This window comes from Chitinophagales bacterium (assembly GCA_019694975.1).
GTDB lineage: Bacteria > Bacteroidota > Bacteroidia > Chitinophagales > UBA10324 > JACCZZ01.
Genome location: JAIBAY010000004.1, coordinates 142,704 through 159,152, shown reverse-complemented (window position 1 = coordinate 159,152; position 16,449 = coordinate 142,704). Strand labels below are relative to the sequence as shown.

Genomic DNA, 16,449 nt, shown 5'->3' with positions numbered 1-16,449 from the left:
GCGTGAAGAGCAGGAAAGGAAAATGCATGTGGCTGACAGTAATGATGATCATGGCGCCGCTCCTGTTCCTGCATGCACAATCCGTCCGTATCACGGCCACACTGGATTCCACCAATTACCGGGTTGGTGACTGGATCCGCATTCAGCTTTCGGCAGAACATGCCAGCCAGGCAACCATGCTGTGGGATCAACCCGTGAAATTGGCTGTTCCGGGTTTTGAAAAACTTGCTGAATCGGCAATTGACTCCATTCAGCAAAATGATTTTCTTACCGAAAGGAAGACCATTACCATCACAACATTCGACACCGGTGTATGGCAGATTCCGCCAATTACTTGCTACTTCCTGCATGATGGAAGAACGGACAGTGCATCCACAAATTCATTGTCAGTGTATGTATCATACGTTGCGGTTGATACTGCCGCGGCAGCCCGGCCAATGAAAGGGATATTTCCCGTTGCCACTGACCACTTCAGTGTATGGTGGTTGCTTTTGTCCGTCATCTCCCTCATCCTGCTGCTGCTAACTGCGTGGTATTTTCTCCTGGTTAAAAACCGGAACAAACCATCACACATCCTTCAAAACAACGACAGGCGACTGCCACATGAAAAAGCATTTGATCATCTTGTCCTGCTCGAACAGCAAAAGCCATGGGAACAAAAACTGGTAAAAGAATACTACGTGCAGGTGACACAGATACTGAGGGAATACATTGAAACAGGACTTGGCATGCCGGCACTGGAAAACACCACGCATGAACTCATCGCCGCACTGAGAAAAAAACCGCTGGATGAAACGCTGATCCGGCAGTTGAATGCTGACCTGCAACTGGCCGATCTCGTGAAATTTGCCAAAGCACAGCCGGCAACAGCATCGCACCTGCAAATATTACATACTGCCAAAGTATTTATTCAACAAACTGCACCCGTCACACCATCACCGGAACAGGAGGGCGGCGCAACATGATTCATTATGCAAATCCTGAATGGTTTTGGCTGTTGAATATCATTCCGCTGCTGATCTTATGGTATATTCTTCGTCACAAAAAGCAACTGCCGTCCATCCGGGTGTCAACCATTTCATGGTTCGTTACACCACCGTCAGCGCGTAGCTATCTCCGGCACAGCCTCTTTGTTTTACGCTTGCTGTCTGTTGCTGCATTGATAGGTGCTTTGGCCCGGCCGCAAGCCGTGCTTTCAAAAAACACGATAGCCAGCGAAGGAATCGATATCGTCATAGCTATGGATATTTCTGGCAGCATGCTGGCCCGCGATTTTGTTCCCAGCCGGCTGGAAGCTGCAAAAAAAGTAGTCATTGAATTTATTCAAAAGCGCCCTAATGACCGTATCGGAGTGGTATTCTTTGCCGGTGAAGCATACACCGGTTGTCCGGTCACCATTGATCATGATGCGCTCGAACAAATCATCACGCATGTTGAAACAGGATCTATCGAAGACGGAACCGCCATTGGACTTGGACTTGGAACAGCGGCCAGCAGGCTGATAGACAGCAAAGGCACAACAAAAATCATCATCCTCATCAGTGATGGGGAGAATAATGCGGGAGCAGTGAAACCGCTGGAAGCTGCGCAACTGGTGAAATCATCCGGCATTCATACTTATTGTATCGGCATCTTCTCACCGGCATCAGAAAAAAAACCCGTTACAGTTAACGACAGCACCTATGCTGCCATCGGAGGACCAACGGCGGAAACGACGTTGCTGCAGATAGCGGAAGTAACAGGGGGCAGCTACTTTCGCGCCGGCAGTGAAAAATCACTACAGGAGATATACCGGCAAATAGACCTGATGCAAAAAACAAAAGTGGATGTTACAGCTTATAACAGGTATGAAGAACGTTTTAACTTACTGGCTATCCTTGCAGCGCTGTTATTGCTGGCAGAAATAATTTTCCGTTACACCTTACTTCGTACCAATCCCTGATGCAGCTTCAACAACCATATTATCTTTTGGGCTGGCTGCTGCTACCGGTACTTGTGTGGCTGTTCATTCATTACCGGCGCAGTCGTAAAAAATCCCTGCAGCAATTCGGAGAGTGGCCATTAGTGTCGCAGCTTGTTGCAGCTAACAGCCTGGCACGGCCTGTTATTAAATACTGCTTGCTGCTTGCTGCATTTTCTCTCATTATCTTCGGATTGGCGAATCTGCAGACAGGCACAACTTCCCGCAGTATTCATCATGAAGGTATTGACCTTGCCATACTGCTCGATGTCTCTAACAGCATGCTGGCGGCCGACGAACAGCCTAACCGGCTCGAAGTGGCGAAAGCATTTGCCACGCAGTTGATCAATGAAATGCCGGATGCAAAAATTGCCTGTATCACCTTTGCCGCAGTACCCGTGTTGCAGACACCATTAACGGTCGATCACCGTGCTGCGCAATTGCTCATCGGCAGCATCAATGCCGGCGATGTGCCCGAACAAGGCAGTGATATAGGTGCAGCTTTGATGGAAGGCATTCGCTCTTTACCGGAGAATCAGCAGCATTACCGCGCTATCGTACTCATCAGCGACGGGGAAGACCTGGAAAGTAATCTGAAGAAGGCCCTCCATGACGTAAAACAGGAACAGGTGGTTGTGTGTACCGCCGGCATTGGCAGTGAAAAAGGCAGTACCATACCTGTGACGGTAAACGGAATTGTAACCGACAAAAAAGATCAGCAGGGTAACGTGATCATTACCAGGTTCAACCCGGCAACATTAAAAGCAATAGCCCTGAGGAATAACGGCATATTTGTAAAACCGGAATCCGGCAATCAGTCAGCATTGCGCAGCATTGTAAAGCACCTCGATGCCATGAATAAGAAACAATTCGATGAGCAGTTGCTGCTGGAGTATGATTCCATGTTTCAATGGTTCCTGTTCGCTGCTTTACTGTTGTTGATTATTGAATTGCTGATGACCAACAGGAAGATGGCTTTGTTTGGAAAACAAAAATCATCATGAACCGGAATCTATTTCAATATGCCGGCTATTGGCTGCCGTACTGTGTGCTGATCTGCTTGTCATATTCAGCAGCCGCACAATCACCGGAATCGCTGATGGCGGAAGGAAACAAGGCCTACGCCGCCGCTAATTTTAGTGAAGCGCAGCGCCTGTACGAATCGGCATTGTCGCAAAGTGCAACACATCAGTTTCCCGAATGGCAGTTTAACCTTGGCAATGCACTCTATCAGCAGCAAAAATTTACGGAAGCACTTTTACAGTTTAATCAACTTTCAGCAGCATCTGTCTCTGGAGGTTTAAAAGCTGCATCGTATTATAATGCAGGCAATTGCTATCTGCAGCAAAAAAATTACATGGCTGCGCTTACAGCTTATAAAAACACATTACGCCTCAACCCGCTGGATGAAGATGCACGTTATAACCTCACGCTGGTCACCGCCCTGATGGCGAAGGATGCCCCTTCTTCCAAAACTGCTGCTGCCAGGCCTAAAACATCACTTCAGCCGCCGCCGGCAAGCCTGTCACCTGAAGAACAACGCCGCCTGCTCGACCAGTTAAATGATGCCGAGCATAAAACCCTGCAGCAACGGCCCAAAAAACTGCAGCAGCAAAAGAAAAACCTGAAAGACTGGTAACCTGCGTCACTTACAGTCATCTCCGGGTATTACTTCATTGTAACATCACCCGCCTCTATGTAAAAACTGTACAGGTAGCCACCCAAAGACTGACCTGTTAACGGATGTATGGAAAAAAATTTAAAAAAAATTCAGAAAATGTAACCAGGCTATCTTCTTTATCGTATATTTGCGATATACAATAACAAATATGGCCTCCCATAAAAAAGACGAATTCACCCTGAAAGAAAACGAACTGGCTGCATTTGCCAAAGCGTTGAGCCATCCCGCGCGCATCGCCATCCTCAAAACTATTGCAGCACGCAACAGTTGTATCTGCGGGGAAATTGTAGAGGTATTGCCGCTGGCACAATCCACTGTTTCGCAGCACCTCAAAGAATTGCTGAACGCCGGCCTTATACAGGGAACCGTTGACGGGCCCAAATCCTGCTATTGCATCAACTGGAAAACATTCAATAAATTCTTCGACAGCTTCAACTCCTTTTTTAACAAAGCGAAAGCGATGAATGAATCCTGCTGCTGAAAACTCAACACCTCACAAAAAAATTAATGACCATGGAAACCAATGAAAAAATTAAAGAACAGGTTAAGGCCACTTACCGTGAAATCGCACAGCAGGAGAAATCATTCAATGCCGCTTCCTGTTGCGGCGCCACCTGTTGTTCCGGCGAAGTGTATAATATAATGGCAGAAGAATATACTGCGCTGAATGGCTATCAGCCTGATGCCGACCTCGGTCTTGGTTGCGGACTGCCCACCCAATTTGCCGTTATCAAAAAAGGTGATGTAGTGATCGATCTTGGTTCTGGCGCAGGAAATGATTGCTTCGTGGCTCGCGCTGAAACGGGCGAGGCCGGCAAAGTAATAGGCATTGACATGACAGCTGAAATGATCAGCCGTGCAAGAGCTAATGCCGAAAAACTCGGTTTTCACAATGTTGAATTCCGGCTTGGCGAAATTGAGCACCTGCCGATTACTTCAGGACTGGCAGACGTGATCGTCAGCAACTGTGTACTCAACCTCGTTCCTGATAAGAAGAAAGCATTTTCAGAAATATACCGTGTGCTCAGGCCGGGCGGACATTTCAGTATTTCCGACATCGTATTGACAGGTAATCTTCCGGATAAAATTCTACATACGGCAGAAATGTATGCCGGCTGTATCTCCGGCGCTATCCAAAAGGAAGACTATCTCCGCATCATCCATGAGGCAGGCTTTGAAGATATCAGCCTGAAAAAGGAAAAACCGGTCATCATCCCTGACGATATTCTGTCTGCTGTTTTAACGGAAGAAGAGATACGTCTTTTCAAAAACAGCGGAGTCGGTATTTACAGCATCACCGTATCTGCCTCCAAGCAGCGTGAAAAAAAGAATGATGCCGCAGCCGCCTGCTGCGATAAATCGGTTTGCTGCCAATAGATAAATTACCAACGGCGTCATGACGTTCATACAGATGACATCAGCACATTATCCTGCAGTGCGGGAAATATACCTGCAGGGCATTGCCACAGGTAATGCAACATTTCAGACATCCGCCCCGGAATGGGAAACATGGGATCAGGAACATCTTGCATATTGCAGGATAGTCGCCGTGCAGGATAACGTAGTGATAGGCTGGGCGGCACTAACACCTGTTTCCGGCCGCTGCGTTTATGCCGGCGTGGCTGAAGTAAGTGTTTATGTCAACGATCACGCAAGGGGAAAGGGCACCGGTAAAAAATTACTGCAACAACTGATACTGGAAAGCGAGCAACATCAGATCTGGACTTTACAGGCAGGCATTTTTCCCGAAAACACTGCCAGCATCCACCTGCATAAATCACTGGGATTTCGGGAAGTAGGCTACCGCGAAAAAATCGGGAAGATGAATGGCCGGTGGCGCGATACGCTTCTGTTTGAAAGAAGAAGCAGGCAAACGGGAGTTGATGAATAGCAGCCAATCCGTTACAGTCATGACACGCAAAATTGTGATGCCTTTTATTATCAGCTATCGCAGGCGATAACAGGCTGCTGTTGCCATCTTCCCTTCACAGCATACTTACGCGAATGAAAAAAATAATTGATCTGCAGTGAAAAGATGCAGCCATGTTCTTCTATTCTTTATAAAATTTGTCCTCGTGCCATTTTGATGGGTTCCCGATAATGCAAACAAAAATGTTTTGATAGGATTGTTCATTCCGGGTGATGTGATCATGGAAGCGGCCTTGCCACTGAAAATATTCATGTCCATTTTTATTGCACCATTGTGTTACGGATGATTTGAATTGCTGAACAATAACAGACAGCGAACCTGCAACAGGTTTGGAAAATTTGTTTTGATGGCGTGACAGTGATACAACAGCCCGTTTCCCTTGTAGAACATCCGTGCTATGCGGCACCGTCGTCGCCTGTGATGCCACAGCATTCGCATGATCCGCCAATTCAATAATTCCATGAATGTGATTGGGCATTACAATATGTTCGTGCAATACCGCATTTGGAAAATGATTGGGAATATTCAGCCAGCATTCATTTGCGAATTGACCGATTTCCGATATCAACATAACCTATGATGTCCAACAGTTTTGATTTCTCCGAAAAAATGCTCCCGGTCCTTGGTGCAGATAGTAATAAAGTATAATCCTTCCTTAGCATAAGCGTATCCTTTTAACCTTACTGACCTGCGGTGATAGATTTGAAAATTGTATTTCATATTGCTATAGCATTTGATAAAATATTAGACAGCTGATTATATAATTGAGACCCACACTTCATCCGGCAATCCAATAATTCAATAATTAGCAAACGAAAAAAAAGCGGGCTTGCAGATTTTCAAATCTAAAAAATCAAAGCAAATTCGAAGCCGTACGGACATCACATGTGATGTCTCAACTCACCTTTCTTCCAACAATCCTATCAATCAATAAATAGCCCGCGAATTACCAAATACTGATTTGAAACAAGAGGCTGCACCTTCAGTTCAAAACCTTTCCGTGCAATAATTCAGCGATGTGATATTTTTGCCGCGTCATGAAGCGCTCACCCATCCGTATCTTCCTGCTCCTCGGACTGATTTCCATCAGCGGCGCGCTCATCACGCAGCTCTTCTGGCTGCAAAAAGCCATGAAGGCAAAAGGCGATAACTTCGACAGCAATGTAGTGCTCTCTCTCCGCCGTGTGGCCGAACACCTCGATGTCTCTTCCACCAATTCTATCATTACACTGGAAGTGGTGCGTAAAATTTCTGACCGCACCTTTCAATTGTCGGTGAATGACAAGGTGGATTGCAATGTGCTGGAATATTACCTGCGCACAGAACTCTCCTATCCCAGCCTTGATGTTGACTTCAACTACCGGATACACGAAGCGGAATCAGATAAACAGGTATTCAGCAAAGACGTTGACCTGAAAGATCAGAAAAGCCTCTATGCTGTGAGTACCGACCTGCCAGTTTTTTTCAACGGTTCCTATAATGTCATCATTTATTTTCCCACGCGGGCAGCTTACATCGGTGTGAAAATGACCATCTGGCTCTTCTCTTCCTTCATTCTGCTGGTAGTTACCTGTTTCTTTGTCTATACGATCTTTATTATTCTGCGGCAATTCAGGTTAGTAGAAATGCAAAAGGATTTCGTGAACAACATGGCACATGAGTTTAAAACACCCATATCCACGATTGCCATCTCCGCGGAAACCATCAGCAAGCCGGATATCATAGAGCGCCCTGAAAGACTTTACAGCTATGCGAACATTATTAAGAATGAAACCAACCGGCTGCGCAACCAGGTTGACCGTCTGTTACAGATCGCCAAAATGGAGAGCGATAAGATTGATCTGCATGAAGAAGAGACGGATCTTCATGCGCTGATCCGCGAATTGCTGCCCAACCTGAGCATCAGGGCGGATGAACTGCAGGGCCGGCTTAGCCTCCGGCTTAATGCAAAGCACCATATTGTTATGGCCGACCGTGTTCATCTTATCAATATCCTCTATAGCCTGGTGGACAATGCCATTAAATACACGGAACAAACTCCGTCTATCGAGATCTGCACCTGGACAGAAGCGGATGACTTATGCCTGTCGGTGAAAGACAACGGGATCGGTATCCCGGAAGAGCACAGGAAGAAAATCTTCGACAAGTTTTACCGTGTGCCAACCGGCAATATTCACAATGTAAAAGGGTTCGGACTGGGGCTGCATTATCTTAAGCTGGTGGTAAATGCCCACAAGTGGAAAATAAAATTAGAGAGTGAAAAAAATAAAGGAAGTAATTTTATCATCTCAATTCCCTGGATCAAAAAAGAAACTGTACATGGCAACTCCTAAAGCCACTATCCTGTTGGTGGAAGATGATACGAACCTCGCATTCGTGACGAAAGATAACCTCGAAAACAAAGGTTATGCCGTGCAGCATTGTTCAGACGGAACTACGTGTTTTGATTTATTTAGCAGGGAACAGTTTGATCTTTGCCTGCTCGATGTGATGTTACCCAAAATGGATGGCCTTGCACTGGCACAGAAGATCCGGGAAAAAGATAAGCATGTGCCTATCATTTTTATCACCGCCAAATCAATGCTGGAAGATAAAATCGCAGGCTTTAAAGTTGGCGGCGACGATTATATTTCAAAACCGTTCAGCATTGATGAGCTGCTGTTTAAGATTGAAGTGTTTCTGAAACGCAGCAAAGTATTCGTTGAATCGGTGAATACACAACAGCAGTTCACCATCGGCAAATACGCATTCGACTTTGCCAACCTCACTTTAGTCATCAACGGCACAGAAAACACGCTCACCTTAAGAGAGGCGGAAGTGCTTCGTTTTCTTGCACAGCATCAGAATGAACTTGTGCCACGCGAAAACCTGCTGAAGCAAATATGGGGATCAGATGATTATTTCCTCGGCAGAAGCCTTGATGTTTTTATTTCCAGGCTGAGAAAAAACCTGAAGGATGATAGCCGCGTTTCCATTGATAACATCCACGGCGTAGGATTTAAACTCGTTGTGAAATAACCAACCGCCAGACTGGTTTCGCATGTATCACCGGTACATCATTGGGTAAGATGGTTGCTGCCACATTCAGAACGCTTCATTAAAATCAAGATACAAACCACTCGATCCATAGGCGCCGAAGGCATAGTCAATGGTAAGGTTGGTTTTGGATTGCTGGCTCAGCATTATTCTCAGCCCGATGCCGGCTGCCGGATCAATGGCAGCAAACAGGCTGAGGCCAGTATCAGTATCACTGGCGGTGGAAGCATTCGCGAATAATACACCGCCTAAAAGGTCGGGCCATCTCCTGAACACAACAGGCAACGGAAAACGCCATTCCAATTCCGCATATAACAGATCATGACCACGTATCTGTCCTTGCTTATATCCGCGTGCCGATCTGCCATAGGTATCCCAGCCCACCGCCGGCAGATCAAGATATGGCGTGACACCGGAGGTGAGCAGGTTAGCATAAGTCCACAGTGCAATGATATGCCTGGATGACTGATGAGAAAGGCTGAAATAGTGCCGGTATTCAAGCCATAACGTGCTGGCGCCTTTATCGCTGCCCAGCCATTGCTCATTTAACCTGAGTGAAGCGAATGCATAATTACCTTCAGCAGGAAATACCGGGTTGTTCCTGCTGTCGAATAATGCATTCAGCGAAATACCCGATGATTTATATTGCTCTGTATTAAATCCATGCTGCAGGCTATAGCTATCATTACTGGTTGCGGTTACAGAATCAGGCACCTGCTCACTGAACACATCATTAATATGCCGGTGCAGGTCGAGATGATAACCGACGCCGGCAAAAAAACGGGATGTACCCAGTCGCATCATTGCTGTTTCATGAAACCTGATCAGGTCGAAATCAACCTGTTGCTCAAAAGGGACAGGCTTGTCCGCTAACGGCCCCGAACCTAATCCGTACGTCTTCTCGGTAGAAAAAAATAATCGCCAGTCTCCCTTCAGCATCCAACGGTCATTCCGCAAAAAGAGGTCAGACTTGATAAAGTTGATGGATTGCTTTTTTGTTGTGTAAATAACGGCGCCAACGGCATTGGAGAGCGTGGTGGTTTGCCTGTCACCCATGTACCATCCGGCAACACCGGTGACACCAAACATGAAGCCATTGGAAGGATTGGAAGCAATAGCCGGTAACACTGCAAAAGACACCTTTCTGTCCTTTCCCTTTTTTGCACTTACCGCCACGGAATCCTGCCCGAAGCAAAAAATGGGTATCTGTATACATACAATCACGAACAAAGTGATGATGCATTTCATCCTGTAAAATAATTGCTGTGGCAGACAGATATCATCAGCCCGGTCAATGAATTCAACTGTTGATGGTAGATACCTTGCTCTAAATAGCCGTATAGGCGGCCGGCTTTGCATGTAGCGCTAACCTTAATAAAACATTATCCGGTGCAGCACATTTAATGCTATCCATAAGATGCATACAAAGAAACCTGTTGATAGTATCCATGCACCGAGTTCAACACCGGCGTCTTTGGAAGAGCGGTTCGCGTGATTGTTTTTTGTGGCCATGTGTGTGTTTTTTGGATATTCAGGTCATCAATGTAGCTGTTGCCTTTATAAATAGTTATATTAGGAATTTGAAGATATCCACATTTCTAAGCAATATTTGCACACTTTCAGGTAATAGAACCCTGTATGAAGCACGAATATCCTGGCATGGCGCTTATGAAATGGCTGCAAAATAGGATTCGTGCAGCTGTATATTTCAACGGGTATCAGCATCGAAAAGTTGAGCAGGACCTCTCCAGTCTTCGGTGATATGGATGCCAAAAAAACAAAACCCCACTGCAATGCAGAAGGGTTTTGTTGCGAGTCAGCGATAGCTTAATTATTCCAACACCACTTTGCTTTCATTACCCCGATAACAATCAAGTTTAAGATTGTTATCCATCTGGCCCACCATTGATTTCAGCAAATCGCCATAGCTGCTTATATCATTTACGCGTTTCCACAATTCTTCGCGGCGGCAGCCTGCCTGTGGTGCATATTTTATACGGTACCACTTATTGTTTTTATCATACACCATCGTAAAAGTCTTGGTTTCCGTACCATTGCTCATATAGACTTCAAAATAGGTGGTGATCACGAGGTCGCGTACCATGGCAGGCAGCTTTATCGCATTGGCCATTCCGGCATTATCGGCAATCATCATTGTATAGTAATAGCGGGCCGACTCTTTGCCGTCATATTTAAATGTCCTGGTACTGTCGTACTTCAGTTCATAATAAACTTTTTTGCCCGGCCAGTTTACGGACTTGTCCAGCATTCCTTTTTGATTCTGGGTAAGCAACTCCTTCATCAGCACCTGGCTGTTGCCCGCGAATGGAAGGAGGAGTGTTACCATTACAAATATTATTCTTACAAGGTTTTTCATGACCATTTTCTTTTTTCCGTGAGTTTATCGATGTTATTTTTTTGCTTCTGCAGTGCTACCGTTTCCCAGTTTCACATTTTTCAGCAAATTGTTGGCAATACAAGTTCCAATGGTCACACCATCCAGTATGGCCGCTTCATAATGGATGCCGCCATACATACGGGAATAGGCAGCTTCATGGGCAGCGGCATTAAATGATTTGAATGTTCTCGGATTAAGCCCGATCACAAGATTAGTGCTGTCTGTAAACTCCACATTGTCGCCAAAGTAGTGAGTGAGGATAGTGGATGCTGCACCAGAAAATCCGGAGTGGCCTGAAGGATATTCGGGAAATGGTGGCGTTTCAAGGTAAGGCTCCCAATCCGGCTTGCCAAGCACTTCCGCAATGTAGGTTTTCGGACGGAGCAAGTTAACCTTGTATTTTATTTTCCATACAGAGATCGCTGCATTGTATTCTGCCATGCCGAGATATGCGAATAACTCGCAGGTCTGTGCCAGGTTATAGTTGTTCTTGTTGATTTGCTGCTTGGCCATTTTCATCCAGTGGCCCGGCGGAGTGTATGTTTCTACAGGACAATCAGCCCAGTACAAAGAGGTAATCCGGTCATACTCACTGAAAGAAGTATCAATGCCGTAGAGCTTGGCAGTAAACTTGTAAAACTCTGAAGTGGAGTCCTGGCTGTAAGGGATCGTTGGATCCTGCATACATAATTCAGTCGTATCAATACCCATCGGACGTAGCGTGCCGAAGTACGGCTCAAATGCAGTCTTGTCAATATCAGTAGGCTCCCACAGTTCAGGGTGCGCAGGGTCGCCGGCACGTGAAGGGGATTCATAAATATTATTCTCGCGGGTATAATCGTATAAATCGGTTTTCATGTAATCAATAAATGCATTGGCCAGGTCCTCACCATACTTTTTGGAACGGGCAGAAACATCGGCATTTCCGACAAGACTGTCACGCAGGTGGTTCATTTTATCGCGTAACTGAACAAGTGCTACCGTGTTAGGCCCCATGTAACGGGCTATGCCTTCATCACAAACCAGGTATGCACAGTTATTCACTACCGTAGGCCAGTCGTACTCCATATTCGCATCAGGCACCGGCAGTTTATCAAGTCCTTTCAACTGACCGGCCAGTGAATGACCATCCGGAATGCCATGCACAACAGATTCATACATAGCTGCGCCCAGGTAACCCATTGCGCGTGCTGCCGGAGGCGGACCGATTCGCTGAAAGCGTATCTGGTCCAATAACAGGTCAGCCCAGGCTATCGCCATCTTATTGGAAAATTCTGTAGCCGGTTTTGATTTTTCATTGTACACGCTGCCGCTTGTGCCGCCGCCGTTTTCACAACTGTAAAAACTGCCGGCCACCAATGCAAGAAGCAGCATCAGCACAGGAACTGTTTTTTTCATAATAGAATGATTGGTTAGGTGAGGATTCAAAAAAAGCGGCTCAAATGTAGTTATTAAACGTTTTGTTCAATTTCTGACGGATATTTTTTTTGTTAATGAAAGCTAAACAATAACGGCATTTAATTGCTAATGCCTCACCCGGCACCATCATAAACTTTTGGCTACGCCGGCATAGCAGTTCCTCAATTAAGGCTAACAAAAAATGCAGCGTGATCTGTAGCAGGATTTTTTTGTTAATGAAAACCTAAACATCTTATGTGGTGCTATTAAGTTGATAAATTTGCCGGCTTACATGAATTATCCATGCAACCTGCGGTTTGAAAAAATCTTTTCACATTCCTTGCTGAAACGGTTCGTGGCACATTCCCAAATCTTTAAAATCAATAAACAATAAATTACACACTATGAGTAATTTTTTTCCGCGCCTCAGGGCTTACCTCGCTGTAACTGCTGTTGCGCTCTTGCTGGCATCTTGCAAGAATTTCGATCACGTGTATTCACGTAACTTCGATTTCCCCCCTGCTGACAGCACAAAATTTGCACGGCTCGATGAACCATCGGGTAAGTTATTCGACCTGCTAACCGATAAATCCACCGGCATCGATTTTGCCAACCGCATGGATTTTAAGTTTCTTGACGACAACAACCTGTATGTAAATTATTATAACGGCGGCGGCGTGGCCGTGCTTAATATTAACGGTGATTCATTGCCCGATCTGTATATGACCGGTAATAAAGTGGCCGATCAGATTTATGTGAATGAAGGCAACATGCACTTTAAAAATGTTTCCCAAAATTCCGGTATCCTTCAGAAAAATAAAGGCTGGTCAACCGGTGTTGCCGTAGTTGATATCAACAACGATGGATTTGATGATGTGTATGTATGCCGCTCCCGCTGGAAAGATTCCCTTGCCAATCTGTTTTACATCAATAACGGGAACGGAACGTTTACTGAAAAAGGTAAAGAATATGGCATCGACTGCTCCGACAGTTATACGATGGGTGCCGTATTTTTTGATTACGACAATGATGGCGATCTCGACCTCTATGTTAAAAACCATCCGAGCGATTTTGTTGAACGCATGCGCTTCAACAACCTCGAAAAAGTGGAACAGGGCAAAAATCAAAGTGATAAATTCTACCGCAATGACGGCAACGGCCATTTCACCGATGTTTCAAAGGAAGCAGGTATCAACAATCACGGTTATGGCCTGGCTGTTTGCGCCGCTGATGTGAATGATGACGGATGGATGGATGTCTACGGCTGCAATGATTTCGCCATGTATGACTATCTCTACATCAATAATGGTAACGGAACATTCACCGATCATTCAGGCGACTGGCTGTCAAAAAGCTCGATGTTCAGCATGGGCGTTGATATTGCCGACGTAAACAACGATGCTTGGCAGGATATCGTAACCTGCGACATGCGTTTTGATCATTCTTACATGCGCCGCTCTTTTGCCCTGGGCTTGCGCAGAAATGAGTTCAGCAACATGGTGAGCAGCGGTTATCATTATCAGTATGTAAAAAATGCATTGCACATCAATAACGGCAACAACACCTTTTCTGAAATAGCCAACCTCGCTGGCGTAGACGCTACCGACTGGTCGTGGGGCCCGCTGTTCTGCGATTACGACAACGATGGCCTGAAGGACCTGTTTATCCCCAATGGCTACTACCGCTGGCTGAATATTGATGAACGGGAATTGTACCAGGCCATGCGTGATGCAACCCGCCGCCAGGACAGCGTTGCGTACAATAAACTCTATGCACTCGTAAGCAAGAAAAAGCTGATTGTGCCGAATTATATTTATAAGAACAACGGTAACTTCACCTTCTCCAACGAAATCGACAACTGGGGTTGCAACCTGCCCACTATCACGCACGGGGCCGCATTGGCCGACCTCGACATGGACGGTGATATGGATATGGTGACCAGCGTTACAGAATCTTCTACCATTGTTTATCGCAACAACTCTGAGAAACTGGATAACAATCACTACATCCGTTTCAAACTTACCGGAAGCGATAAAAACATTAATGCCATCGGCACCAAGATTTATATCTATTCCAAAAGCGGCATGCAGATGGTGCAGCACCATGTCGTACGCGGCTACCAGTCAACATCAGAGAACATTGCACATTTCGGCCTCGCTAAAGATGACACCGTTTATAAAGTGATCGTTATCTGGCCTGATGAAAAAACGCAGGTACTGAAAAACCTGGCCGCTAACCAGGTGGTGAAGCTCGACTATAAAAATGCCGTCAACGAAAAGATTGACATTCATGCGAAATACACCCCCATGTTTGCCGATGCCACAGTAAAACTTGGCGTCGATTACAAGCACGTGGAAGATGAATATGAAGATTTCAAAAAGGAATTGCTGCTGCCGCATAAAATGAGCCGGTTCGGTCCGGGCCTCGCAGTGGCCGATGTAAATGGCGACGGGCTCGAAGACTTTTTTGTCAGCGGCGCAATCCGTTCACCGGGTGAATTATATTTTCAGACAGCGAACAAAACTTTTGTGAAGGCACCTTCTCAGCCATGGGTGAATGATAAAGCAACGGAACAGCTTGGCGTGTTATTTTTTGATGCTGACGGCGATGGCGATGCTGATCTCTATATGGCAACCGGCGGCAGTGAATTCAGCCCTGAAGATCCGCTGCTGAATGATATGCTGTTTATAAATGACGGTAAAGGCAACTTTACTAAAAACACGAAAGCCATTCCCGACATGCGTGTCAGCGGCTCCTGTGTAGTGGCCGGTGATTATGATAATGACGGTGACCTCGACCTCTTCGTGGGCGGTCGTGTAGTGCCAACCAAATATCCGCTGCCTGCGAAGAGTGCAATTCTCCGCAACGACAAAGGTATGTTTACCGATGTCACGAAAGAGGTTGCCCCCGAACTGGAGAAAGGTGGCCTGGTATGCGGCGCTATCTGGACGGATTACAATGCGGATAACAAGCTTGATCTGATGATTATCGGCGAATGGATGCCGGTGACTTTATATAAAAATGATGGTGCAAAATTTTCCAATGCAACGGCCGAAACCGGCCTTGCCGATGCAACCGGCTGGTGGAACAGCATTGTTTCCGGCGACTTCGACAATGACGGTGACCTCGATTATGTGGCCGGCAATGAAGGATTGAATTCACGGTATTATCAGCCAACAGCTGAACAACCGATTGACTTGTATTCATCCGACTTTGATAAAAACGGCACCAACGACATCGTGCTTTCTGTTTACAACTATAATAAATCATATCCGGTAAAAACCAGGATGACGATGACAGAACAGATTCCGATGATCGGTGACAAATTCAAGCTGTATAAAACATTTGCTTTAGCCACCACGGAAGAAGTGTTTGGCAAGGAAGCACTCGATGCAGCAACACATTACACGGCAAAAACACTGGCTTCTTCCTATATCGAGAATCAGGGCAACGGGAAATTTGCGGTGCATGCCTTGCCCATGGAAGCTCAATTCTCCTGCCTGTACGGCATGTTGCCTTATGACATCAATAACGACGGAAACCTCGACATCATCGCTCACGGTAACTTCTTCAGCCCTGAATCAGAAACAGAGAAACAGGATGCCTGTATCGGGTTAACGATGCTGGGTGATGGAAAAGGCAACTTCAGGCCATTGAGCATCAAGGAATCAGGCTTTTTCTCCAATAAAGACGCTAAGGCGCTGGCAATTATCTACCTCGGTAAAAATGAATCACCTGTTTTGCTGGGCACCAATAACAATGATAAAATGTTCGCCTATAGTTTCCTGTCTAACATGCAAAGCAAGATTGCGCTGACCGAAAAGGACCGCTTCGCGGAAATCTATTATAAAGATGGCCGCAAGGAAAAACGCGAGAACAACATCGGTTCAGGTTACCTGTCTGAAGGTTCGAAAACAATATCCTTTGTGCCCGGGTTAGTTGATAAAGTGGTGGTCACTGATTATCTCGGTCAGCAGCGCACCACCTTCCAGGGACAAGCCATAGCATCCAAATAACTATTTCAGCTAACGTTTAAATAATCAGTA

Annotated in this window: 15 protein-coding genes; 10 read left to right on the top strand and 5 right to left on the bottom strand. The window is 45.9% G+C overall.

Annotated elements, in window-relative coordinates; all coding sequences use genetic code 11:
• Window positions 1–2 precede the first annotated feature (2 nt).
• The 7 genes from K1X61_09265 (at window position 3) to K1X61_09235 (ending at window position 5,532) form a co-directional block, all read left to right on the top strand.
• A complete protein-coding gene (locus tag K1X61_09265) occupies window positions 3–965 on the top strand; it encodes a hypothetical protein (protein MBX7108822.1) in 963 nt (320 codons plus the stop codon).
• Window positions 962–1,942: a VWA domain-containing protein gene (locus tag K1X61_09260; GenBank protein MBX7108821.1), complete on the top strand. Its 981-nt coding sequence runs from the start codon at window positions 962–964 to the stop codon at window positions 1,940–1,942. The genes K1X61_09265 and K1X61_09260 overlap by 4 nt, the downstream gene beginning before the upstream one ends.
• Window positions 1,942–2,964, top strand: coding sequence for a VWA domain-containing protein (locus tag K1X61_09255; GenBank protein ID MBX7108820.1), 1,023 nt, complete (start codon window positions 1,942–1,944; stop codon window positions 2,962–2,964). Before K1X61_09260 ends, K1X61_09255 begins: the two co-directional genes overlap by 1 nt.
• Window positions 2,961–3,599: a tetratricopeptide repeat protein gene (locus K1X61_09250; protein MBX7108819.1), complete on the top strand. Its 639-nt coding sequence runs from the start codon at window positions 2,961–2,963 to the stop codon at window positions 3,597–3,599. The genes K1X61_09255 and K1X61_09250 overlap by 4 nt, the downstream gene beginning before the upstream one ends.
• A 190-nt stretch (window positions 3,600–3,789) precedes the next feature.
• A complete protein-coding gene (locus K1X61_09245) occupies window positions 3,790–4,122 on the top strand; it encodes a metalloregulator ArsR/SmtB family transcription factor (GenBank protein MBX7108818.1) in 333 nt (110 codons plus the stop codon).
• A 32-nt stretch (window positions 4,123–4,154) separates the two neighbouring features.
• The gene (locus tag K1X61_09240; GenBank protein ID MBX7108817.1) at window positions 4,155–5,018 is read left to right on the top strand and encodes an arsenite methyltransferase; all 864 of its coding nucleotides are present in this window, start codon (window positions 4,155–4,157) and stop codon (window positions 5,016–5,018) included.
• A gap of 19 nt (window positions 5,019–5,037) precedes the next feature.
• Window positions 5,038–5,532, top strand: a complete 495-nt coding sequence (locus K1X61_09235; protein ID MBX7108816.1) for a GNAT family N-acetyltransferase — start codon at window positions 5,038–5,040, stop codon at window positions 5,530–5,532.
• A 160-nt stretch (window positions 5,533–5,692) separates the two neighbouring features.
• Here K1X61_09235 and K1X61_09230 read toward each other — a convergent pair whose 3' ends face one another.
• Entirely contained in the window at window positions 5,693–6,142 is a 450-nt protein-coding gene (locus tag K1X61_09230; GenBank protein ID MBX7108815.1) for a hypothetical protein, read from the bottom strand.
• A 466-nt stretch (window positions 6,143–6,608) separates the two neighbouring features.
• On the opposite strand from K1X61_09230, the gene K1X61_09225 reads away from it, so the two are divergent.
• Together K1X61_09225 and K1X61_09220 are read left to right on the top strand one after the other, a co-directional pair.
• The gene (locus tag K1X61_09225) at window positions 6,609–7,904 is read left to right on the top strand and encodes a HAMP domain-containing histidine kinase (GenBank protein ID MBX7108814.1); all 1,296 of its coding nucleotides are present in this window, start codon (window positions 6,609–6,611) and stop codon (window positions 7,902–7,904) included.
• Window positions 7,891–8,589 (top strand): response regulator transcription factor, encoded by a 699-nt coding sequence (locus K1X61_09220; GenBank protein MBX7108813.1) that lies wholly within the window; start codon window positions 7,891–7,893, stop codon window positions 8,587–8,589. The genes K1X61_09225 and K1X61_09220 overlap by 14 nt, the downstream gene beginning before the upstream one ends.
• A 66-nt stretch (window positions 8,590–8,655) precedes the next feature.
• Here the strand turns inward: K1X61_09220 and K1X61_09215 are convergent, their stop codons facing one another.
• From K1X61_09215 to K1X61_09200, 4 genes are all read right to left on the bottom strand, one after another.
• Complete coding sequence (locus K1X61_09215; GenBank protein MBX7108812.1) at window positions 8,656–9,855, bottom strand: outer membrane protein assembly factor; 1,200 nt, start codon at window positions 9,853–9,855, stop codon at window positions 8,656–8,658.
• Window positions 9,856–9,978: 123 nt separating this feature from the next.
• Window positions 9,979–10,119 carry a hypothetical protein gene (locus K1X61_09210; GenBank protein ID MBX7108811.1) on the bottom strand — a complete coding sequence of 47 codons (141 nt, stop codon included), beginning with the start codon at window positions 10,117–10,119 and terminating at the stop codon, window positions 9,979–9,981.
• A 319-nt stretch (window positions 10,120–10,438) separates the two neighbouring features.
• Complete coding sequence (locus tag K1X61_09205) at window positions 10,439–10,984, bottom strand: hypothetical protein (GenBank protein ID MBX7108810.1); 546 nt, start codon at window positions 10,982–10,984, stop codon at window positions 10,439–10,441.
• Between the two features lie 33 nt (window positions 10,985–11,017).
• Window positions 11,018–12,403 (bottom strand): vanadium-dependent haloperoxidase, encoded by a 1,386-nt coding sequence (locus K1X61_09200; protein MBX7108809.1) that lies wholly within the window; start codon window positions 12,401–12,403, stop codon window positions 11,018–11,020.
• A gap of 404 nt (window positions 12,404–12,807) precedes the next feature.
• Here K1X61_09200 and K1X61_09195 point away from each other — a divergent pair, with 404 nt between their 5' ends.
• Window positions 12,808–16,419: a VCBS repeat-containing protein gene (locus tag K1X61_09195; GenBank protein MBX7108808.1), complete on the top strand. Its 3,612-nt coding sequence runs from the start codon at window positions 12,808–12,810 to the stop codon at window positions 16,417–16,419.
• The last annotated feature ends 30 nt before the right edge of the window (window positions 16,420–16,449 follow it).

Coding starts and splice junctions, on each gene's coding strand:
- K1X61_09210 (MBX7108811.1), bottom strand. CDS start 10,119: ATGGCCACAAAAAACAATCACGCGAACCGCTCTTCCAAAGACGCCGGT.
- K1X61_09260 (MBX7108821.1), top strand. CDS start 962: ATGATTCATTATGCAAATCCTGAATGGTTTTGGCTGTTGAATATCATT.
- K1X61_09205 (MBX7108810.1), bottom strand. CDS start 10,984: ATGAAAAACCTTGTAAGAATAATATTTGTAATGGTAACACTCCTCCTT.
- K1X61_09225 (MBX7108814.1), top strand. CDS start 6,609: ATGAAGCGCTCACCCATCCGTATCTTCCTGCTCCTCGGACTGATTTCC.
- K1X61_09215 (MBX7108812.1), bottom strand. CDS start 9,855: ATGAAATGCATCATCACTTTGTTCGTGATTGTATGTATACAGATACCC.
- K1X61_09195 (MBX7108808.1), top strand. CDS start 12,808: ATGAGTAATTTTTTTCCGCGCCTCAGGGCTTACCTCGCTGTAACTGCT.
- K1X61_09235 (MBX7108816.1), top strand. CDS start 5,038: ATGACGTTCATACAGATGACATCAGCACATTATCCTGCAGTGCGGGAA.
- K1X61_09255 (MBX7108820.1), top strand. CDS start 1,942: ATGCAGCTTCAACAACCATATTATCTTTTGGGCTGGCTGCTGCTACCG.
- K1X61_09240 (MBX7108817.1), top strand. CDS start 4,155: ATGGAAACCAATGAAAAAATTAAAGAACAGGTTAAGGCCACTTACCGT.
- K1X61_09200 (MBX7108809.1), bottom strand. CDS start 12,403: ATGAAAAAAACAGTTCCTGTGCTGATGCTGCTTCTTGCATTGGTGGCC.
- K1X61_09230 (MBX7108815.1), bottom strand. CDS start 6,142: ATGTTGATATCGGAAATCGGTCAATTCGCAAATGAATGCTGGCTGAAT.
- K1X61_09220 (MBX7108813.1), top strand. CDS start 7,891: ATGGCAACTCCTAAAGCCACTATCCTGTTGGTGGAAGATGATACGAAC.
- K1X61_09245 (MBX7108818.1), top strand. CDS start 3,790: ATGGCCTCCCATAAAAAAGACGAATTCACCCTGAAAGAAAACGAACTG.
- K1X61_09250 (MBX7108819.1), top strand. CDS start 2,961: ATGAACCGGAATCTATTTCAATATGCCGGCTATTGGCTGCCGTACTGT.